Origin of the sequence: Maribacter ulvicola, assembly GCF_900155985.1 — a bacterium.
Taxonomy (GTDB): Bacteria; Bacteroidota; Bacteroidia; order Flavobacteriales; family Flavobacteriaceae; genus Maribacter; species Maribacter ulvicola.
The window spans coordinates 1,129,382-1,151,343 of sequence record NZ_FTMA01000001.1; the positions used below are offsets into that span (position 1 = coordinate 1,129,382).

23 protein-coding genes and 1 tRNA gene are annotated in these 21,962 nt (G+C 33.6%); 22 read left to right on the plus strand and 2 right to left on the minus strand.

The window, feature by feature from the left end:
* Window position 1 precedes the first annotated feature (1 nt).
* Window positions 2–367: a BlaI/MecI/CopY family transcriptional regulator gene (locus BW936_RS04850; RefSeq protein WP_076547169.1), complete on the minus strand. Its 366-nt coding sequence runs from the start codon at window positions 365–367 to the stop codon at window positions 2–4.
* 173 nt (window positions 368–540) lie between these two features.
* Between BW936_RS04850 and BW936_RS04855 the strand changes: the two genes are divergently transcribed.
* Window positions 541–1,119: a PhnA domain-containing protein gene (locus BW936_RS04855; RefSeq protein ID WP_076547170.1), complete on the plus strand. Its 579-nt coding sequence runs from the start codon at window positions 541–543 to the stop codon at window positions 1,117–1,119.
* Between the two features lie 206 nt (window positions 1,120–1,325).
* Here the strand turns inward: BW936_RS04855 and BW936_RS04860 are convergent, their stop codons facing one another.
* On the minus strand, window positions 1,326–2,717 hold the full coding sequence (locus BW936_RS04860; RefSeq protein ID WP_076547171.1) for a dipeptidase: 1,392 nt from the start codon (window positions 2,715–2,717) through the stop codon (window positions 1,326–1,328).
* A 202-nt stretch (window positions 2,718–2,919) separates the two neighbouring features.
* Here BW936_RS04860 and BW936_RS04865 point away from each other — a divergent pair.
* The 21 genes from BW936_RS04865 (at window position 2,920) to BW936_RS04965 (ending at window position 21,962) form a co-directional block, all read left to right on the plus strand.
* Window positions 2,920–3,001: transfer RNA gene (locus BW936_RS04865), tRNA-Leu, on the plus strand.
* 353 nt (window positions 3,002–3,354) lie between these two features.
* Window positions 3,355–3,948 carry a DUF6088 family protein gene (locus tag BW936_RS04870; RefSeq protein WP_076547172.1) on the plus strand — a complete coding sequence of 198 codons (594 nt, stop codon included), beginning with the start codon at window positions 3,355–3,357 and terminating at the stop codon, window positions 3,946–3,948.
* On the plus strand, window positions 3,948–4,958 hold the full coding sequence (locus BW936_RS04875) for a nucleotidyl transferase AbiEii/AbiGii toxin family protein (protein WP_076547173.1): 1,011 nt from the start codon (window positions 3,948–3,950) through the stop codon (window positions 4,956–4,958). Before BW936_RS04870 ends, BW936_RS04875 begins: the two co-directional genes overlap by 1 nt.
* Before the next feature lie 37 nt (window positions 4,959–4,995).
* Window positions 4,996–6,162 (plus strand): restriction endonuclease, encoded by a 1,167-nt coding sequence (locus BW936_RS04880; protein ID WP_084181976.1) that lies wholly within the window; start codon window positions 4,996–4,998, stop codon window positions 6,160–6,162.
* A gap of 563 nt (window positions 6,163–6,725) precedes the next feature.
* Window positions 6,726–7,064 (plus strand): single-stranded DNA-binding protein, encoded by a 339-nt coding sequence (locus tag BW936_RS04885; RefSeq protein ID WP_076547174.1) that lies wholly within the window; start codon window positions 6,726–6,728, stop codon window positions 7,062–7,064.
* 69 nt (window positions 7,065–7,133) lie between these two features.
* A complete protein-coding gene (locus BW936_RS04890; protein WP_076547175.1) occupies window positions 7,134–7,583 on the plus strand; it encodes a JAB domain-containing protein in 450 nt (149 codons plus the stop codon).
* A gap of 11 nt (window positions 7,584–7,594) precedes the next feature.
* Window positions 7,595–7,792 carry a hypothetical protein gene (locus tag BW936_RS04895; protein WP_076547176.1) on the plus strand — a complete coding sequence of 66 codons (198 nt, stop codon included), beginning with the start codon at window positions 7,595–7,597 and terminating at the stop codon, window positions 7,790–7,792.
* Between the two features lie 525 nt (window positions 7,793–8,317).
* Entirely contained in the window at window positions 8,318–8,890 is a 573-nt protein-coding gene (locus tag BW936_RS04900) for a BfmA/BtgA family mobilization protein (RefSeq protein WP_076547177.1), read from the plus strand.
* A complete protein-coding gene (gene mobB, locus BW936_RS04905) occupies window positions 8,856–9,890 on the plus strand; it encodes a MobB family relaxase (protein ID WP_076547178.1) in 1,035 nt (344 codons plus the stop codon). Before BW936_RS04900 ends, mobB begins: the two co-directional genes overlap by 35 nt.
* Window positions 9,887–11,329 carry a type IV secretory system conjugative DNA transfer family protein gene (locus BW936_RS04910; RefSeq protein ID WP_076547179.1) on the plus strand — a complete coding sequence of 481 codons (1,443 nt, stop codon included), beginning with the start codon at window positions 9,887–9,889 and terminating at the stop codon, window positions 11,327–11,329. Before mobB ends, BW936_RS04910 begins: the two co-directional genes overlap by 4 nt.
* Before the next feature lie 107 nt (window positions 11,330–11,436).
* Window positions 11,437–12,450 carry a helix-turn-helix domain-containing protein gene (locus BW936_RS04915; protein ID WP_076547180.1) on the plus strand — a complete coding sequence of 338 codons (1,014 nt, stop codon included), beginning with the start codon at window positions 11,437–11,439 and terminating at the stop codon, window positions 12,448–12,450.
* Window positions 12,451–12,691: 241 nt separating this feature from the next.
* Window positions 12,692–13,912 carry a cytochrome-c peroxidase gene (locus BW936_RS04920; RefSeq protein ID WP_076547181.1) on the plus strand — a complete coding sequence of 407 codons (1,221 nt, stop codon included), beginning with the start codon at window positions 12,692–12,694 and terminating at the stop codon, window positions 13,910–13,912.
* 2 nt (window positions 13,913–13,914) lie between these two features.
* Window positions 13,915–14,469 carry a phosphatase PAP2 family protein gene (locus tag BW936_RS04925; RefSeq protein WP_076547182.1) on the plus strand — a complete coding sequence of 185 codons (555 nt, stop codon included), beginning with the start codon at window positions 13,915–13,917 and terminating at the stop codon, window positions 14,467–14,469.
* 11 nt (window positions 14,470–14,480) lie between these two features.
* Window positions 14,481–15,569 (plus strand): quinone oxidoreductase family protein, encoded by a 1,089-nt coding sequence (locus tag BW936_RS04930; RefSeq protein ID WP_076547183.1) that lies wholly within the window; start codon window positions 14,481–14,483, stop codon window positions 15,567–15,569.
* Complete coding sequence (locus BW936_RS04935; protein ID WP_076547184.1) at window positions 15,557–16,828, plus strand: MFS transporter; 1,272 nt, start codon at window positions 15,557–15,559, stop codon at window positions 16,826–16,828. The genes BW936_RS04930 and BW936_RS04935 overlap by 13 nt, the downstream gene beginning before the upstream one ends.
* A complete protein-coding gene (locus tag BW936_RS04940) occupies window positions 16,818–17,297 on the plus strand; it encodes a phage holin family protein (RefSeq protein ID WP_084181977.1) in 480 nt (159 codons plus the stop codon). The genes BW936_RS04935 and BW936_RS04940 overlap by 11 nt, the downstream gene beginning before the upstream one ends.
* A complete protein-coding gene (locus BW936_RS04945) occupies window positions 17,281–18,378 on the plus strand; it encodes an AI-2E family transporter (protein WP_076547185.1) in 1,098 nt (365 codons plus the stop codon). The genes BW936_RS04940 and BW936_RS04945 overlap by 17 nt, the downstream gene beginning before the upstream one ends.
* Window position 18,379: 1 nt before the next feature.
* Window positions 18,380–18,961 (plus strand): TMEM175 family protein, encoded by a 582-nt coding sequence (locus BW936_RS04950; RefSeq protein ID WP_076547186.1) that lies wholly within the window; start codon window positions 18,380–18,382, stop codon window positions 18,959–18,961.
* Window positions 18,954–19,499, plus strand: coding sequence for a hypothetical protein (locus BW936_RS04955; protein ID WP_076547187.1), 546 nt, complete (start codon window positions 18,954–18,956; stop codon window positions 19,497–19,499). The genes BW936_RS04950 and BW936_RS04955 overlap by 8 nt, the downstream gene beginning before the upstream one ends.
* On the plus strand, window positions 19,496–20,518 hold the full coding sequence (locus tag BW936_RS04960) for a bestrophin family protein (protein WP_076547188.1): 1,023 nt from the start codon (window positions 19,496–19,498) through the stop codon (window positions 20,516–20,518). The genes BW936_RS04955 and BW936_RS04960 overlap by 4 nt, the downstream gene beginning before the upstream one ends.
* 10 nt (window positions 20,519–20,528) lie before the next feature.
* The gene (locus tag BW936_RS04965; RefSeq protein ID WP_076547189.1) at window positions 20,529–21,962 is read left to right on the plus strand and encodes a multicopper oxidase domain-containing protein; all 1,434 of its coding nucleotides are present in this window, start codon (window positions 20,529–20,531) and stop codon (window positions 21,960–21,962) included.

Genomic DNA, 21,962 nt, shown 5'->3' on the forward strand with positions numbered 1-21,962 from the left:
ATTACTTCTTTTCGATTTCTACGTCTATTAGCTTTTTAAGTTCTTCTAACTCAGCTTTACTTAAGTTGGTTTCTTGTGTAAAAAACGATGCGAACTGACTAGCGCTATCATTAAAAAAGTTTTTAATGAGTCCGTTAACGTGTTTAGAGAAATAATCCTTTTTTTTAACCAGCGGAAAATATTCTCTACTTCTCCCAAAGCTTTTATAGTCAATAAACTTCTTGTCGCTCATTCTTTTTAATAAGGTGGCAACAGTGGTTGTAGCGGGTTTTGGCTCTGGGTAAGCATCCAATAAATCTTTCATGAAAGCCTTTTTTTGCTTCCATAGAATATTCATTAATTCTTCTTCCGATTTGGATAGTTGCATTTTCTACAAGTTTAGAGTGTGTTCTACAAACATAGAATAAATATTTTAATTCTACAAATGTAGAGTTGTAATACGGTTATGGTGTGCTAAGGTTTTCTAGGAATATAAGTGCGGTGCTAATAGGTTTTTAGTCTTTCTAAAAGTTTAAATTTGCATTCTAAAAACAACCTAGAATGAGTGTAAAAGATGATTTGGAAGCACGTAGTGGCTCCACTTGTGAATTATGTACGGGAACCAATAATTTAGAAGTTTTTGAAGTAGAACCGGTCTCTATAAGCGGAGTGGATTCTAGTATTTTGGCATGCGAAACATGTCGTACTCAAATAGAAGATCCAGAACAAATGGATGCAAACCACTGGCGTTGTCTTAATGATAGCATGTGGAGTGAGTATGATTCTGTGAAAGTTGTGGCCTGGCGTATGTTATCTAGACTAAAATCTGAAGGATGGCCTAAAGATTTATTGGATATGATGTATTTAGAGCCAGAGGTTTTAGATTGGGCAAAAGCTACGGGAGAAGGTTTAGCCGAAGCAGATAAGATTATTCACCGCGATGTAAACGGTGTAATATTGGAAAATGGCGATAGTGTTGTTTTGGTAAAGGACTTGAAAATAAAAGGTTCCAGTCAAGTTGCAAAACAAGGTACTGCAGTTAGAAGAATTTCATTAGACCGTGAAAATGCAGAATACATTGAGGGTAAAGTAGGCCCAACAATGATGGTTATTATTACTAAGTACGTTAAGAAGATATAGTTGTTGGTTCTTGGAATCAATTTATCATCAACAAATGTTCTTTCTACAAGAAAACAAAACGTCTTTGCTCGCAAAGACGTTTTGTTTTTAATTTTATTTTCAACTTTCAACTTTCAACTTTCAACTTTCAACTTTCAACTTTCAACTTTCAACTTTCAACTTTCAACTTTCAACTGTCAACTGTCAACTGTCAACTGTCAACCAAATTACTTCTTAGTCATTTCTGTAAAATACTCATAGAAATAAGGGATAGTCTCAATTCCTTTAAAGTAGTTCCATACTCCAAAATGTTCGTTAGGAGAGTGTATGGCATCACTATCTAAACCAAAGCCCATAAGAATGGTCTTGCTTTTTAGTTCTTGCTCGAATAATGAAACTATTGGGATACTACCACCACTACGTTGCGGAATGGGTTTTTTACCAAATGTAGTTTCATACGCTTTTGACGCTGCTTGGTAGGCATCGGTATCAATTGGGGTTACATATCCTTGTCCGCCATGATGAGGTTTCACTACTACAGTTACACCTTTAGGTGCAATAGCTTCAAAATGTGTTTTAAATAGCTCGGTTATCTCTCTCCAATCTTGGTTGGGAACCAATCGCATAGATATTTTGGCATATGCTTTACTTGCAATAACTGTTTTAGCTCCTTCTCCAGTATAACCGCCCCAAATACCGTTAACGTCTAATGTAGGTCTTATGGAATTTCGCTCATTGGTAGAATATCCTTTTTCACCGTAAACAGCGTCAATAGCTAAAGCATCTTGGTATTTTTCAATGCTAAATGGTGCTTTTGCCATTTCTGCTCTTTCTTCAGAAGAAAGTTCTTCTACCTTATCATAAAAACCAGGAATGGTAATGTGATTGTTTTCGTCATGCAGGCTAGCGATCATTTTAGTCAAAATATTGATAGGATTGGCAACTGCGCCACCATATAAACCAGAATGTAAATCGCGATTAGGACCCGTAACCTCTACTTCAACATAACTTAGTCCGCGTAAACCTGTGGTAATTGACGGTACATCATTAGCAATCATGCCCGTATCCGATATTAAAATAACGTCGTTTGCCAGTTTTTCTTTATTTTCAGCAACGTAAATGCTTAAGTTATTGCTACCAACTTCTTCTTCACCTTCAATCATGAATTTTACATTACATGGCAATTGATCGGTTTTTACCATCAATTCCAATGCCTTGACATGCATGTACATTTGCCCTTTGTCATCACAGGCACCACGTGCAAAAATGGCTCCTTCTGGGTGTAAGTCCGTTTTTTTAATTACAGGCTCATAAGGTGGTGAAGTCCATAATTCTAATGGTTCTGCTGGCTGCACATCATAATGACCATATACTAGCACGGTTGGTAGGTCTTTATTTATAATTTTTTCACCATATACGATAGGGTAACCAGCAGTTTCATGAATTTCAACAATATCGCAACCAGCTTCTTCTAATCTAGATTTTACCATTTCTGATGCATCTAAAACATCTTGAGAATAGGCAGGGTCTGCGCTAACAGACGGAATTTTAAGTAGTTCAATAATCTCATTTAAAAATCGGTCCTTATTTTCCGATAGATAATTCTTTACGTTTTTCATGTACTTTTTTATGTGACTTTTGATAAAAGTACAAAAAGTGTAATTTTTAAATAGCTAAAATTTAGAGAATTGATTTTTTACATTATATTTGCACCCCGATAATCACATATCGTGATTTAGGAAAGTATGCAGGCGTGGTGGAATTGGTAGACACGCTAGACTTAGGATTTATCCTAATAAAAGGCAATAAAATTTTGAAAAAGCGGGCGTGGTGGAATTGGTAGACACGCCAGACTTAGGATCTGGTGCCGCGAGGTGTGGGAGTTCGAGTCTCCCCGCCCGCACTTTTTCAACTACAGATATGTAGTCAAAAGCCTCTCAAAACTGAGAGGCTTTTTTTGTTCAGGTACAACATAGGTACAACATTTTACTGTTTTCCTCTCTATAATTCATATTGCAGTCAATTAATATTATTTGGAACTTATTCGTATTATATCTTTTTGGACTTACATTTTTTTATATTAAAGTAGCATTTGTGGCGGAGAATAATCTGCAATATAATTTGTTCAAATTGGATTAATTTTTTTAAGAGATATAGTGAGGTGTAAAATGTTTTGTAAGATATCCATAAAAAATATGAAAGAAAAAGTTATTCTATATCTTACAATTTTTATATATTTATCGCTCAATTGTAGTTATGAGTATAGATGATCAAATTGAAAATAGGATAGGAAAGGCAAAAGAAGGAGCCATTTTTTTTGCTGATGACTTTAGTGATTTAGGCAGTCAAAGTGCCATACACACAACTCTTCACCGTTTGGAAAAGAGAAAAGTGCTATCTAGAATATCTCATGGGATATATGCTAAACCAAAAGTAAGTGAATTATTAAATCAGGAAATTTTACCTTCAGTAGAAGAAGTTGCAAAAGCTATTGCGAAAAGAGATAGAGCTAAATTATTACCTTCAGGTAGCTATGCTCAGTACGTTCTGGGTATGTCAACACAAATACCATTAAAGTTAGTCTACTATACAGATGGAAAGGCAAGAACTATTAAAGTAGGTAATAGAACTATACAGTTCAAAAGAACAACTCCAAAAAATTTAGCATTAAAAGGTAAAGTGGGAAGACTTGTAGTACAAGCTCTTCGTGATATTGGAAGAGATAAAATAACGCAACAGGAAGAAGAAACAATCATTAATTTATTGAAAAAAGAGGATATTAAAAACTTAAAACATGATATAGCATTAGCACCACAGTGGATTGCAGAAATCATGGCAAAAGCATTATAATGGGAGTAATAGATTTTTACAAGTTAAAACCTAGTCAAAAGAAAGAAATATATGAGGCTCTTGGAAACCAAAAAGGGATACCAGATTTTGCTATAGAAAAAGATTGGTGGGTCGTACAAACATTGAACATCATATTTCAAATGGATGTAAAAGACCAATTGCTTTTTAAAGGTGGAACCTCATTAAGCAAGGCATGGGGCTTAATTGAGAGATTTTCAGAAGATATTGATTTAGCTCTTAACAGAGAATACCTTGGATTTGATTCAGGACTTATTAGCAAAACACAAGTAAGGAAATTAAGGGAGAGATCTTTTGAATTTGTCACAACAGCTTTTTATGAATCTTTACAAATTGCATTTAAGCAACATGGCTTTCAAGACGTTACCTTTGATTTTGAAAATTTAGGTGATGGAGACCAGGACCCAGTGTCTATTTTGGTAAATTACCCTTATGTGACAGAGTACGAAGAGTACGTACTTCCAAGAGTAAAAGTAGAGTTGGGAGGTCGTTCTTTAGTAGATCCATTTACCAATCGAGAGATTGTTTCCTTTGTAGGAGAGCTATATTCGGATCGCCCTTTTGCTGATACTCCTATAACCATTCCATGTGTCAACCCTGAAAGGACTTATCTTGAAAAACTATTTTTATTGCACGAAGAGTTTCAACGTCCGGAAGATAAAATTAGAGTTAAAAGGTTGAGTCGTCATTTATATGACCTCACCAAAATATTCGAAAGCGAGCATAAACCCAAAGCTTTGGACGAAACACTAATTATATCCATAATTGAACATAGGGAGCGATTTAGTGGTATGAAAGGAGTAGATTATAACAGTCTTTATCCGCCAAGCTTAAATCCCATTCCTCCAGATAAATTTATTAAAGGTTGGGAAGAAGATTATAAAACTATGCAAACTAATATGATCCCTGGAGATAGCTTAAGTTTTGAAGAATTAATGAATACCGTAAAAGAAGCGACCCAAGAGTACAACCAACAGAAATTTGGTAAATAACTAAAAAGTTGTAAACTCACTTAATATTTTTGATTGAATGATGAAGGCATCCCAATCCTTACCAAGACCAGAAAACTGGCAAGACTTTGAAAAGCTTTGTAAAAAGCTATGGGGTGAAGTATGGAACTGTCCTGAAATTATGAGAAATGGACGTTCTGGACAAGATCAGGCCGGAATAGATATCTATGGGGTACCACGTGATGAAACCTCTTATTATGGGATTCAATGCAAAGGGAAAGATGAATATACCGGAAAGCAGCTTACAGAAAAGGAAATTCATCGAGAAATTGAAAAAGCTAAAAAGTTTGAACCCAACTTAAAGAAAATGTATTTCGCAACAACAGCAGTTAGAGATGCAGGAGTTCAGACTATTATTAGAAAAATAAATGTTCAACATATTAAGGAGGGTCTATTTGAAGTAAATGTATATGCTTGGGAAGATATTGTTGATTTGATTTTTGAAAATAAATCTACCTACGACTATTATCTAAATAGTAATACGTTTAAGACGAATCAATCAGTAAAAGTGTCATTTATGAATGGTGAAACTGAAATGACAGTTATACCAAAATTTGTACATAAAATACTAATAGCAGCAACAAAATACGATGAGTTAGAAAGGCAAGCTAAAAAAATGATACCAGATTGGATAGGAAAAATGGCCGATAAGCATTGGATTACTCCGCAAATTTTTGATACAAGTTTTCCACATATTCCAAACCGAACAGAGTTCAACCGTAGTTTTATTGACGGTACAATTTTGGTTACCAATGATGGTTCTGAACCTTTAGAACATTGGAAACTTGTTTTAAGTTTGCCCGAACAGATTAAGGAGATTTCTCGAAAAAATTATGAAAAGAAAGGTGGTTATCTAATATCTGGTATAGGTAAAATACCGTTTGACACCTACTTCGATACAGATAATCATCTTATCGAGATTGAGCCCAGAAAAAAAATATTGGTTGGAGATGATAGTTTTAGCTCTGACCCAATATACATGAAGCCATTACCTAAAAATATTACAATTAAAATTCCTTGGAAACTAGTGTCTAAAAATTTCAAACATCAAGGTGTTTTGATTCTTCATGTAGAACCAGATATAGATATAAGCAGAGTAAAGGTCGATGATAATTCACCATTACTATTGGACGAAAGTAAAAGAAGTACTATTGAGGATTACATTGAGAAAATAGATGACGAATAGCTTCCACTGAAAACAGCACATTCCCACTTCATTTCGTTTCTCTACATTTCGGGAAAAGAGCTTCATTAAATATATCTTAGACATAATACTTAAAGTTAATTTCTTTATCTCAGTAATCTGGACAAATGGCAGAATGCTTTATTATCAAGGTTAACTTTAAGTATTAAGTCCGTTTGATAGGAATTCCATTAATGTATTTAGCCCCACTTCCTGATATTTTAAATTTCACATAGTCCTTTAATCCACTTACCGAGCCGTCGCCATCACTCTTTTTTTGACAGCAAAACAACAACATTCAGTTTTGAACTACGGCATAAACCAGGCTCGTACCTCGCTCTTTTTTATACGTCTTATCAAAACTGAATATTGAATCATACAGGGCATCAAAAAAAGGTAACGACGAAGGCTCTATGGGAAGTAAATCAAAATACCGAACTATGAAATCATCTGAAAATATCCAAAAAGGAAGTGAAACTAAAAATCAAAAAAAGGAAAACACTCTGGATATAATAAGTAAATCAATTTTTTTAAATAAATGAATATTAATCTTTAAAATTTAAATTATGAGTACTATCAAAAATCATGTACAGTTAATCGGAAACGTTGGGCAGGAACCAACTATTACGAATCTTGAAAGCGGAAAAAAAGTTGCTCGCTTATCATTGGCAACTAATGAAAATTACAAAAATGGAGATGGAAAAAAGCAAACAGATACCAATTGGCATACCGTTGTGGCTTGGGGCAAAACCACAGACATTATCGAAAAATTTGTAAGCAAGGGAAAGGAAATCGGAATTGTAGGCAAACTAAAAACGAGAACTTATACCACGGACGATGGTAACCAACGCTACGTAACCGAAGTGGTCGCAAATGAAATCCTATTAATGGGAAACAACAAGTAAAAAAAGAAAGAGGGCATTCTCGCAAAAGTTCTGCCCTCTTTTTCATCATTCATTCTAAATAGAAAAACAATGAAGAACAAAGTTAACGAAATACAGATAAGCTACAAAGAAAAGGTAAGTACATTGAAATCTCCTAAAATCAAATCTTCACAAGATACTGCCAAACTACTTTTTGAGCATTGGAACGAAAACACCATAGGATTGCAAGAAACTTTTAAAGTATTACTATTGAACAACAGTAATAAGGTAAAAGGTGTTTACGAGCTGTCAAAAGGAAGCATTACAGGTACTATGGTCGATTTACGCATACTTTTTGCGGTTGTTTTAAAGTCCTTATCCGTTGGACTCATTTTAGCCCATAACCATCCCTCATATAAATTAAAACCTAGTGAGGCAGATATCAGACTAACGAAAAGAATAAAAAAAGCTGCCCAATTTTTTGACATCATGGTTTTGGACCATTTGATTATAGCACCTAATGGGGAATATTACAGCTTTGCCGATAATAGTTTAATTTAAAATATCGAACTATGGTCTATTTAAATTATAACAATCTCGACGATGAAACCCAACAGTATTTATTATCAGTTTCTAAAGAAGATATTGAAAGCAAATTTGGGAAGAACCTTAAAGCTTATGCCAAAGAAAACCATATCAATTATGATGTTCTATTGGAAGAAGAAGCGATACGAAATTTATACAATTACAGGTATGTCTTTAATATTTGAAATACTATAATTCTTTATAGAGAACCTTTGGATTTCAAAGGTTTTTTTATGACTATGATTTATTAAAAACCTTATTTCTAAATCTGACGTTCCAATTCTCATTTTTTATAATAATCATATTATTTAGTTTCAAAATGCATCATTTGGGAACAAATCACATTTTTGGTTTCCACATAAATATAATACATTTATAAGGCTGGAATACAGCATATTTAAGTATGGTTAAACACTTTTGATTTGACTTTCCTTTTAACCGTACATATCCAAGAATAGTTTAAACGGAATGTAAATTTCGTAAATGAGCAACTGACTTTTTAGTCAGGTGTCTGAAAATTTTTGTCACGCTTTGGCGTGACGAAATTGAAGAGCAAGAGGGTAACACGCTAAAGCGATGTTACATTATTCATTTGCTACGCAAGCCCTTTAAACATAAGGGTCAAGCGATTTTAGAAAGAATAGGGCTTTTCGTGTTTTTACTAAAAAATGCGTTCAGACCAGTAAAATCAAGGATTTTTTTACTAAAAAATGGATGTAGGTTTCGAAAAAGAGCGGTTTGAGACATTTAAGTTGAAATCATCGGTTGCCAAAAGGTTCAGGAAGTTTTGCAAGAGGTTTTCTAAATCACAATCGATGACCTTGCTGGCAATGTTGGACTTTTTTGAAATCAATGAGGTATCACCAAATGAACGATTGGGCGAAACGGTTTCCAGTTTAAAGCACCAAATGCAAAAACGCTTTAATGCTGTCATTGCCATTATTCGAGACATCGAAAAGAGCCAAACCAAACCCACTACGGCAATGCTACAGAGTTTGTTTGAAGAGGCATCAAAAGAATCGGAAGAAGAATTTGATTTTGGGACACCTGAACTTATTTCGGAAAACGAGGAACTCACCTACTACCGGGATAACTATTACAAAACCCAAGAACAATTCCATACAGTCCACAAACATTTTGAGGAAGTAATGGACAAGGTAAAATATGTAAAGGGAAACTTTGGAAACAGTTATTTCAAACTGGAAACAACAAAGGAAGAATACGAAAACTTAAAACAAAAACTGGACGATGTACATAACCATAACAGCACAACAAACAGGTGAAAACTTTGCACAAAGCTCTACGGACTTTGTGAACTATCTGGAAAAGGAGAACGAAGGAAAAATAATTGAAGAACAGGAACACTTTTTTAATCAATATGGCGAAGAAATTTTCGCAGAGGAAGTCATTCGTGAGATTGATGGCAACAAAGCAAAATTGAAAAAAGATGAACCAAAGTTCTATTCCATCACGGTAAATCCAAGCCCACGAGAATTGGCGCATTTACAGAACCATTCTGAAAATCTAAAAGCCTATACAAGAGAATTGATGAAAGATTATGCCAAGAATTTTAACAGAGAAATTGACGGACGTCCAGTAAATGTTGATGACATTAAATACTATGCAAAAATCGAACACGAACGCAGCTATAAAGGCAGCGATAAAGCTATTATCGAAAATCAACCGTTTGCAACTAAAATCCTTGAACTAAAAAATGAAATACGGAAAATTGAGGAAGGAAAGTTAAAAGGCAATATAAAGTCCTTAAAGAAAAAAATAGCAAAGCTCGAAAAAGAAGCACCACACCAACTGGGTGGAAAACGTATTGTTAGAGGAATGCAAAAAGAGGGCTCACAGGCTCATATTCATATTATTGTAAGTAGAAAAGATATGAGCAATACATACAGCTTGTCGCCTGGAAGCAAATACAGAGCTTCCGGTACCAAAATGCACGGTAAGGATGTAAAACGAGGATTCAACCGTAACGATTTTTTTAAAAAAGCTGAAGAAGTATTTGATAAGCAATTCAAATACAATCGTAATTATGAGGAATCCTATAAAGCACGAAAGCTCTTTATTAAAAACCCAGAACGATACTTTGCCAGTATCATGGGTTTACCGACCAATCAAAAATCGGTGGCTTTTAAACTGTTGGGGAAATCTGGAATGAAAATTCCATTGATGAACATTCCAACCAATAAAGCGCAATTGGCGTACAAGCTTCTCAAAAAGCTAAAACAGACTGTGGACAGAGGCATTCAATCAGGTTCCATTGGAATATGAATTGGACATTGGCACATATCATTCTGTATATTATAATTCCAATAATGGTTTTAGGAATTATAACCTATGTCTATTTGTTTTCCGATGAAAAATCAAAACTTGGCAAAAAGTACCGCGTGCACTTTAAGTTGAAATATGGAAAGTTCAGGATTGACAATATTAGGCGTGGTGTTTCCATAATCGGTTCGGCAGGAAGTGGCAAAACAGAAAGTGTAGTTTACAACTTGTTACAACATTTTGCCAAATACGAGTTCTGTGGCATCATACACGATTACAAGGACTTTGAGCTTACTGAAATTGCCTATCCCCTTTTCAAGGACAAGAACATCGACTTTTACACTATTTCATTTGATAAAATTCACAATCGAGTAAATCCAATAGCACCGAGATATTTGCCCAATGAAGAAAGTGTCAATGAGGTTTCAAAAGTGCTTATTGAAAATCTACTGGAGCAGAATCTATCAGATTCGTCAGGAAGTTCAAAATTCTTTTCTGATGCTGTGGAAGGGCTGTTGAGTGGACTTATTTGGAAATTGAAAACTGCTTATCCAAAGTATTGTTCATTACCCCACTTGATTGCCTTGTACCAAATGATGAGCACCAAAAAATTGATAACATTTTTAAAATCTGATTTTACTTCAAGGGCCATGGCAAGTGCTTTTATTAATGGCATAGAATCCGAAAAACAAACAGCTGGTGTAAAAAGCACCCTGGCCAATGCTTTTAAAAAGATTTCGTCACAGAAAATTTTTATGGTATTGTCCGCAGACGAAGTGCCTTTGGACATAAACAACCCAAAAAATAAAGCCATTATTTCAATAGTGAATAATCCACAATATGAATCCGCTTACTCACCCATTATTGCAACAATAATACACACCGTTATTAAACAGATGAGTGTACGCAATCGAGAATCTTCTTTTATGCTGATGGAAGAAGCACCGACCATTAAGCTGCTCAATATGCATCGTATTCCTGCAACACTTCGTAGCTATGATATTGCTACTATTTACGTAATGCAGGACAAAATTCAGAACGATATGATTTATGGTGATAAAGCAAGCAAAGCTATTTTAAGCAATCTATCTTATCAATTCTTTGGAAAAGCGAACGACCCCGACACCGCCAAATACTATGAGCGATTTTTTGAAATCATCAAGAATCCAACAAGAAGTATTAGCAAAGGAACAGGACTTTCTTGGGATGCTAGAATTACTAAAGGTGAAAAAGAAATCCCTAAACGAAGGGCAGAAATCTTTTTCAAGTTAAAACAAGGAGAGTTTATTGCTTTTGCAGATGGTAGAGACAGAAAAATTAAGTTCAAATTGCAGAAAATAGTAAAAGCTAGGAATAATCATTTGTCAAGGTTTTCGTTATCTGATTTAGAAATGAATCAGAGAAATATTTACAATGGTTCAAAAAAAATGATTGGTGACTAGATTTAAGGTTAAATGTTAATTTAACCCCCTTAAATTGATAAATTATCATTGTAAACAAGGTTTTTTTAAATTAATTTAGCAGATTCAATAAAAATGATTAGAATTTTATGTTAAAAACCATCCAGATAATAGCCTTATTACAAGGTTTTTTCCTTCTTATAATCCTTTTTAAACAGAAAAAGGATTATAAGAAACCTAACTTCTGGTTGCTATTGGGTTGTGTAACTTCTGTATTGGTTTACTCCATTGGTGATGATGATTATAACCTTTTTGTACAGGATGCCAACTGGTTTGTTTTTCACGATACGTTAATCATTACATTTTTCTTTGTGTTTGTTCGGTATTATAAATCGGGCAAAAATGAACTCAACAAGAAAGATTTTCTGTTTTTTATTCCCTATCTGCTAAGCTTAGTTTTTCAATTTATAGAAAGCTATAATCCTTCAAATGAAAATTTACTCGTAAAGATTAGTAAGGATATTGTGGAACTAACTTTTGCGATCATGCTTTTATACACTATTTATAACATCATTAAAAGCAAGAAAGAAAAATGGTTGTTGGTTTTTATTATTCCCCTTACTGTTATTTTTATTATCGACGAACTTACCTATATATTCACTAAATCTAATGAATCGCCCTATTTTTTAGATAGTTACGGCATCATACTTGCTGCCGTTTTTCTGTTTTACTTTGTACTGTATAAACTGATTATTTCTCCAAAAGATGTGCTGCCAAAATCGCAGGACTCCAAATACAAATCTTCAAACTTGAATGATGTTTCCATAGAGCATTTAAAAACAGAATTAAACCGTTTAATGGTCGAAGAAAAATGGTTTAAAAACCAAAAACTATCAGTTAACGAAGTGGCTGAAAAATTAGAAGTACCGAGACAACAAATTTCTGAAGTATTGAATATACATATGCATATGGGGTTTCAGGATTTTTTAAACCAATATCGTGTTGAAGAATTTATTGCCTGTCTGCAAAACGAAACGTATAAAAATTATACGCTTTTAGGTATCGCCAACGAAGTTGGTTTTAGTTCAAAAACATCTTTTAATACCACTTTTAAAAAGTTAAAAGGGGTAACACCAAGCCAATATAAAAAACAGTTGGTCTAAACTTTTTCTCTTTTACAACAATACCTCTACTTTCTTTAAACTACCACAAAACGTTCAAAATACGTATTCTGAACGTTTAAAGGAATTTTTATATAAGTGTTTTAATATTCTGATAATGAGTATTTTGAGATTTGTTTTTTTTGAAATAAGCCCCAAAAAAGCATTCTGAACCTGCTTTGTTTTTTAGGACTGAAATCCCACCATACTTTCGACTTGAAATTCATTTTTAAATATCGCTTAAATGAAAAATATCAAGTCATATTTAACACCAAAGAACTTGTTGGTTTTCAACCTGATTTTAGTAATTCTTTTCTTTTTGATTGGTTGTGAAGTTGATGAAGGGGGGAATGTTTTTAATCCTGTTGACGCCATAGGCAGCATTGTTTCGCCATTGCCGGAATATGCCCCCATTCCCCAAAACAATGCTCAATCTCCCGAAAAAATCCTTTTGGGCAAACAATTATATTGGGACCCCATTTTATCAGGAAACAAGGATGTAGCATGTGCTACCTGTCACCATCCCGAAAAGGGCTATACAGACGCCCTGGACTTATCTATAGGAGTGGGTGGTACTGGGCTCGGGGAACAACGTGTCGGAACTGTTTTGGCAAAGCGGAATGCACATACTGTGATTAATACCGCTTTTAACGGAATTACGGTTGACAACGAGGTTGACCCCTTGGCTTCACCAATGTTCTGGGATAACAGAGCTATGAGCCTGGAAGAACAAGCTCTCGGGCCTCCGCTTTCCAAAGAAGAGATGCGGGGCACCGAAATCCCCGAAAATGCGATGTACGACACCATTGTAAACCGATTAAATGCCATTCCGGAATACAAATTGGCATTTCAAAATGCCTTTGGAACCGATGAAATCAATACAGACAGAATAGCAAAGGCTATTGCTTCCTTTGAAAGAACCCTAATTGCCAACAACAGTCCGTTCGACCGTTATATGCGGGGAGATGAATCGGCAATGACACAAGAGCAAATTAACGGGATGAATGCCTTTGTAAATGTCGGTTGTGCCGAGTGCCATAACGGTCCTATGTTTTCAGACTTCCAATTGCACATACTTAGCGTTCCCGACAATCCTAAATTACCTGAAACAGACACAGGCGCGGGCAACTATGCATTTAGAACGCCCACCTTGCGCAATCTGTCGTTTACGGCACCCTATATGCACAACGGTATGCATAGTTCACTACAGGAAGTGATGGAGTTTTATGAAGACATTGCCGATGGTGGAGGTGACGGAGATGATGATGGCGGAGACGGCGGTGATATCAACCCAAATGTAAGCCCAAACCAAATAGACCCATTAGCAAGACAACTTCAAATGGATGATGATGTAACTGGTGCAATCATTGCTTTTATGGAGGCGCTAAATGACCCAAATTTTGATAAAACAATACCAGCCTCCGTACCTAGCGGCTTACCCGTAGGTGGAAATATTGAGAACTAATTATGAAGAAAATAATAATCTTACTTATAATATTTAGTGGTTTTTATGGAAGAGCACAACAACCTTTAACCACTAACGAACAATTCCATAAAACATCTGGAGATGTTTTGGTAGGCACATTACCTGTATTGGCACTAGGTTCTACCTTCATTTGGAAAGATGGGCAAAAAGGCACCTTACAATTTTCCAAAACTTTGGTTAGTACCATTGCAGTTACATATGCTTTAAAATTAGCAATAAATAAAGAAAGACCAAATGGAGAAAACTTCAATAGTTTTCCTTCTGGCCATACTTCAATAGCATTTACAAGTGCGGCTTTTTTACAAAAACGCTATGGTTGGGAATTTGGGATTCCAGCATATGCATTGGCTGGGTATGTTGGTTATAGTCGAATTAAGGCTAATAAACATGATGGTTGGGATGTATTGGCTGGTGCAGTTATCGGTACTGGTATAGCATACCTTTTTACTAAGCCGTATAAATCAAAACAGAGGGTTAAAATGACACTTGGGACAATAGATAGCTATACTACGGTAGGTCTTATTTATAACTTTTAAAAAAGAATAAAATGAAAGCAGTAAGAATTTTTGAACACGGTGATATAGATGTTTTAAAATATGACGAATATGAATTCCCTGAAATTGGTGAATTTGATGTTTTAGTTAAAGTTAAGGCTACGTCAGTTTCAGGATGGGATATTAAATATAGAAAAGGAGCATGGCGAAAACTTAATGAAGGTAAAGCGCTGCTTCCAGGACGTAAAGGATTTCCTTTGCCCCAACAATTGGGACGAGAAAGTGCAGGTGAAGTTGTTCAAGTTGGAAATAGAGTGTCAAATTTTGAAGTTGGAGATCGTGTATTAGGTTTGGTACACCCAGAAAATTCTTTATGTGAAAATGCCATTCGAGGGCTTGGAAATCTTTCAACAGAATTAGATTATCCTGGTCATACTATGTTTGGAGGTAATGCGCAATATATAAGTAGGCCAGAGCATTACTTTATGAAATTACCAGAAAATGTTTCTTTTAGATCTGCTGCAGCTGGAGCTTGGGCATATCCAACGGCACATCGTATAATTACTGATCGATTGAATGTTCAAGTTGGAGATGTTGTCTTTGTTAGTGGCTCTTCTGGTGGTATGGGAATAGCTACTATACAATGGGCTAATTTAAAAGGAGCATTGATTATAGGAACTACTAGGAATAGCGATAAAATACACGAGCTAGAAAGGTTGGGATGTGATAAAGTTGTGAATACAAGTGCTCCAGTAAATGAGGTAGTAAATGAAATTAATGAATTTACAAAAGGCAGAGGAGTAGATCATGCTATTGAGTATACAGGGGCATCAAATATTCAAGAGATTATTTTAAAAACTATTAGAACGGGTGGTACTATTTGTCCTGTTGGTGGTGATATGTCTTCTAATCCATTTCCGGTTCGCGTTATAGATTTTACCAGATTGGAGTTAAATATGGTAGGTATTAGAGGCTCACGACTTAAGGATCAAGTTGCTTTTTTATGGGCACTTTCCTTGGGAACCATTAAGCCAATAATTTTTAAAACCATGCCATTAAATGCAATTAAGGAAGCTCATGAATTGGTAGAAAATGGAAAAGATGTTGTTGGTAAAGTTATGTTAGATCCATGGGTACATTAATAGGAAGTAGAAAATATTATTATGGCTGGGTTGTAGCTATTGTTGGAACATTAGGAATGATGTTTTCAGTCAATACATTCAAAATATTCAGTTTTGGTGTATTTGTAAATCCTTTACATGAAACATTTGGATGGAGTAAAGGTGATATTTTTTATACAGTATCCATTATAAGTTTTGTAACTGTCTTCACTTCTTTTCTTTCGGGCTACTTAATAGATAAAATTGGTCCTAGAAAATTAATATTCTATTCAACCTTGTTAGTAGGGATGAACATAGCAGGACTGTATTTTATAAATTCAAATATCTGGTTGTTTTATGGTTTATTCGTGCTTATGACCATCATTGGTTGTGGTACGCTGCCTGGTGTTTATTCTAAAGAAATTTTGGTATGGTTTGAGAAGAAGAAAGGAATGGCCTTAAGTATAGTATCATCTGGTATTAGTATAGGAGCAATGATTTTTCCAGTTTTAATTACTGTTATTATTACATATAGTAGTTGGAGAGAGGCTTATTTGATTATTGGTGTTTTGGTTTTTTTAATGGCATTTATACTTAAAAGATACATTAAATATTCTCCAGAGTATTTCAATTTGGGTAAAGATGGGGTAGTCCTTCATGATAAGCATTATTCAGATGCTTCACCTATTGTAAAGGTGAAAAAAGCTAAAAAAATTGGGGTAAGATTTTCTAAAGCAATTAGAACTATACCATTTTGGTTATTGGGAATTATATTTTTTTGTGTTGGGTTAGGTAATACTGGGATAATTGTGAATCTATTTCCTTTTATGGAATATAAAGGATATAGTGTTCCAAATGTTGCCTTAATTAGTTTTGCTTTTGGTTTTTCTCTTATTATAGGTAGGTATATTGGTGGCTATCTTTTTGATAGATTAAATCCCTATTTAGTTATGAGTAGTTTTTATGTTTCAGCTGCTCTTGCTTTGGTTATTGTTATATATGTAACCCAATATTCTTTAGTATTAGTAGGGATCATACTCATAGGAGTTACATTGGGTTCGACCATTCCAGCTATTATGTATTTTTTGAATTCGTTATATGGCTTTCGTGATTTTGGGAAAATCCAGGGATTCATATTTTCAATATTTCAAATTGGTGGAATTTTTGGACCATTTCTTATTGGTTATGAAGAAAATCATTTCGGAACAAGTCAATATTCTATGATTACCTTCTCCATACTATATGTAGTATCTGCAGCTCTATTACTCTATATGCCCTTGAAAATAAAAAATGGATTATAAGATTATGATGGAAGAATTAAGAAAAAAGATTTTTAAAAACTTCGATGAGATTGAAAAATCTTTTATTGAAAAGGGAAAGGAAGAGTATGAGAAAGTAAGAGCTTTTCTATTGTTAACAAAACAGCTTGTATTGTATAATATAGATCTTTTTGTTAATGAATCCCAGGCGTATATTCATAAACAACTAGCAACTCTAGAAAGTAAACTTACACAGCAAATAGCAGCCATACTATCATCCATTGTGAAGGTCTTTTTACTATTGGTTTTTGGCTCTTTTGTACTATTCTTCATAAGTGTTTCTGGGGCAATATTATTGGGCGATGTTTTAAGTAATACTGCACTTGGATTTTTAATTATAGCTGGTGTATACCTTGTATTAGGAATTATAATCTATAAAATAAGTAAAGATAAAATACAGGCTTTTTTCAATAACATTATAATAGATAGATTACATGGACGAAATAATTAAAAATAATACGAAAAGTATTGTATACGCCATACTGATTTTAGGAGGTTTAGTATTAAGCTATTATTTGCTTAGTGAAGTAAGTTCTATTCTATGTTATTTGGCAATCTCTATAGTTATTGCCATAGCAGGTAGACCGGTTGTTGTTTTTTTAAATACAAAGTTAAAACTACCTAAATCATTTGCTGCAACCATTACAATTATGTTGTTCTTACTTGTACTTATATCTGTTTTTTGGATGATGATACCAGTCATTACAGCTAGTGAGAGCTCTATTTCTACTCTTAATTTTTCAACTCTACAAGATAATGCTCAGCAGGTTGTTGATCAAATGGATAATTATTTAAGTGATTTTTCTATTAACTTTTTACATAATGTGAAGGTCTCAGAAATTCTAAGTTCATTTTTTACTTCAAGTGAAATGTTGGAATATTTTAATACAAGCCTAACATTTATAGAGAATTTAGGTGTTGGTTTATTTTGTGTTTCTTTTATAAGTTTTTTCTTTTTACAAGACGAAAAAATTATTCATAATCTTGTATTCTTACCATTTTCAAAAGATAAAGAGAATAATGTAGAAGAAACTTTAAAAACTATAAAATCTTTTCTATCCAAATATGTGCTTGGTCTTGGATTAGAAATTGCAATTCTTTTTGCCTTATATAGCATTACGTTGTTTGTTTTTGGAGTAAAGTACGCACTTATTATAGCTTTATTTTGTGCTTTGTTAAACCTTATTCCTTACATAGGGCCACTCATAGGCGGAGTAATAATGATTTTTTTAACGATGGTTAATTTTGCTGGGCAAGATTTTTCAAGTGTTATTCTAACTAAATCCTTATATGTCTTTATTGGTTATGTGATAGCCCAAGCAATTGATAACTTAGTAAGCCAGCCCTTAATTTTTTCTACAACTAGTAAATCTCATCCACTCGAAGTATTTGTGGTTATTCTTTTTGCTGGTTCATTGTTTGGAATCGTAGGTATGATTTTGGCTATACCTGTGTATACAATTTTAAAAATAATACTTAAACAAGTTATTCCTGATAATAAAATTGTGGAGTTCTTAACAAAAAACATGTAATATGACGAGTAATAGACTTGAAGCTTTTAGTGATGGTGTTTTGGCTATTATTATAACAATAATGGTTCTTGAATTGGAACCACCGATATCATATTCCAAAAATGCTATTTTAGAAGTATTACCTTATTTTTTCGGGTATTTTATTAGCTTCATTTATATAGGAAGCTATTGGAACCATCATCATCATTTATTTAAATATGCAAAACAAATTAATGGAAAAGTATTATGGGGAAATTTAATCTTCTTGTTTTTTACTTCTTTAATTCCTTATGCTACATCTTGGTTGAATGATAATTTTGAAGACAGTATAGCCTTGTCTTTTTACGGAATTATTTTATTGTTTACCGCCTTATCGTTTTTAGTATTACACTACTTGGTACTTAATGCTGGAGAAGAAAAAAGAACTTTTAAAGAACTTTTAAAAGTAATAGGTAATAAAGGGGAAATCTCTTTGCTGATTTATATTGTTGGTATATGCTTATCATTTTATGTACAAATACTATCTATTCTATGTTATATAGTTGTATTAGTACTATGGCTTATTCCTAATAAAAAAATAGAAAAACAAATAAGTCATGTTTAGAAGTTATTTAGTATTAATACAAGACTACTATTTATCCTTAAAGGAAAATATATATTTCGATATCGTATTACCTGTTCTAATAGCTGGAACTATCGGTTTTTTTCTATGGAGAGGAGATTTTGTTTTTACTGAAGATATCGTAAATAATATTGTACAGACTCTAGGCGTCCTAGCGGGTTTCAGTTTAACAGCGGTTTCTATGCTTACCACTACAGATTCTAAAACCACGACCAAACTTAAACAGAAGCTAACAGGTAATATCATTAGAGATGAAGATATAAGTGCTTTTAGACAATTTTATATTCTAGTGAGTTACTCTATACTCATTTCATTAATAGTAATAGTTTTAAATAGTATTGCTATTATGATAGATTGGAATAGGCTTGTAAGTAAATCTCTGATTGTCAGCATCTTAAAAGCAATAGATGTTTTTCTGATTTTGCACATCTTTTTAGTGAATATCAGAAACATAACATATCTATATTTCATCTACTATGATGAAACAAATAGTACTGATCAAACAAAGAATAACCCATGATAGCAAAGAAAAGACTTAGCTTTTTACAGACCTTAAAATGGTCGAGAAGATACCTTTTACTCTTTTTGGTTTTAGATGCAATACCTATTGCCACTTACCATTTTACAGGCCTTGAATGGATATCTATATCATGGCAACCTATTTCATTAATTGGTATCGCAGTTTCTTTTTATTTAGGTTTTAAAAACAATGCTTCTTATGATAGACTTTGGGAAGCACGTAAAGTTTGGGGAGCTATAGTAAATACATCTCGCTCACTTACAGTTATGACAAGAGATTTTATATCTAATAAATATACTGATACAGAATTGACTGAACAAGAGCTAATAAAAATTAGAAAAGTAATTGTTCATAGACATGTAGCATGGTTAAGAGCATTAGCCATACAATTGCGGACAAAAAAAGATTGGGAAGATAATGAACCTTCTGAAGAATACAATGAGCTAGAATCAAAGATGCATCAAGAAAACTCACCATTTATTAGTTTAAAAGAATACTTAACACAAAGTGAGTTCGACTACATAACAACTAAAGGAAATAAAGCGTCACATATTCTTAGTTTACAATCAAAACATTTAAAGTCTTTACAAGAAAAAGGATTATTAGATAATTACAGATATGTAGCTGCCCAAGATTTAATTACTGATTTATATACACAACAAGGTAAATGTGAACGCATTAAAAATTTTCCTTTTCCACGTCAATATTCTTCAGCCTATTATTATTTCGTAATAATCTTCATCATACTAGTGCCTTTTGGTATGATAGATTCTTTTTTAAGTACTAAAGCGGACGATCTAATATGGTTTGCTGTCCCATTTTCTGCAATAGTTTCTTGGATTTTTTGGACTATGGAGAAAATAGGAGAAAATAGTGAGAACCCATTTACAGGAAGTATAAATGATGTACCTATTTCATCTCTAGCTAGAAGTATTGAAATAGATATTAGACAAATGTTAGACGAAGAAAATTTACCAAATCAAATAGAACCAATCGGAGAACGAAAAGTATTGTTTTAAATAACGCGACATGAAACATTCAATATTAATATTTCTTACACTTTTAATTTATAGTTGTGCAAATACAACTAAAGTAGCCACTAATAAATTGAATATACCTCATTTATTAGATAGTAGAAAGATAAGTAAAGAGATTGAACTGAAAATACAGTATGGAAATCATCAGTTCTTTTCAGGAATTAAGAGCAATACTATGGGGTTTAACGGGAATTACTTAGGACCTACGATAAAACTCTATAGAGGGGATAGTACTAAATTAAAATTCACCAATGACATAGAAGAACCAACCACAGTACATGGTCATGGGCTTCATGTTAATGGAGAAATTGATGGAGGTCCACAAAACATTATTAAACCAAATGAAAAATGGGAAATAACGATACCAGTTCAACAAGAAGCCTCAACAAATTGGTATCATCCGCATTTAATGGGTAAAACAGCAGAGCATGTACATGCTGGATTGGCTGGTTTATACATCATAGAAGACGAAAATTCTATTCAACTTCCCTTGCCCAAAACTTATGGTGTAAACGATATTCCTTTGGTAGTGCAAGATAGAGGATTTACTAATGGGAAAATGAATGATTACTCTGTAAGTATGCAAGAGCTTATGGAAGGAAAAAGAGAGGAAACTTTGGTGATTAATGGAACTATTAATCCATTTATTAAAGCCCCAAAAGGGTGGCTAAGATTACGCATTTTAAATGGTTCTAATGCTAGATTTTACGAGTTATACCTAAAAGGGAATCTATCATTTTATAAAATAGCAACAGAAGGAGGGTTTTTAGATAAACCTATAAAAATAACTGAATTAAAAATGGCTCCTGGCGAACGAAATGAAATAATGATAGATCTATCGGATGGACTTTCCAAAGAGTTAATGGCAACTTTTTTACCAGCAGAAAATGATGGGGTTTCAATGTTTTTAACTAAACAAAGAGTTCTGGATATAAGAGTAGATAATTCAAAAGAAAGTAAAGGGACTTTACCTGAAAAATTAAACCAAATTACGCCTTTGAATCCTTCAGATGCAGTTGTAACAAGAACATTTGAATTAGAAATGGATATGGATGGTGAAGAAGGAGAAAACATGAACGGAATGGATATGGGAAATATGTTTAGCATAAATGGTAAGTCTATGGATATGATGCGTATTGATGAAAAAGTAAAAAAAGGAGAGATTGAGATTTGGCGCATCAAAGGAGAAATGATGGAGCATCCTTTTCATATGCATGGAACCTCGTTTTTGATTTTATCTCAAAATGGAAATCCACCAAAAAAAGAAGATCAAGGATGGAAAGATGTTGTAATCGTTGGCAACGAATGGACAGAGGTGATTATGAAATTTAATCACGTGGCTACAAAGAGATATCCTTATATGTACCATTGCCATATTTTAGAACACGAAGATGCAGGAATGATGGGACAGTTTACGGTAGAATAA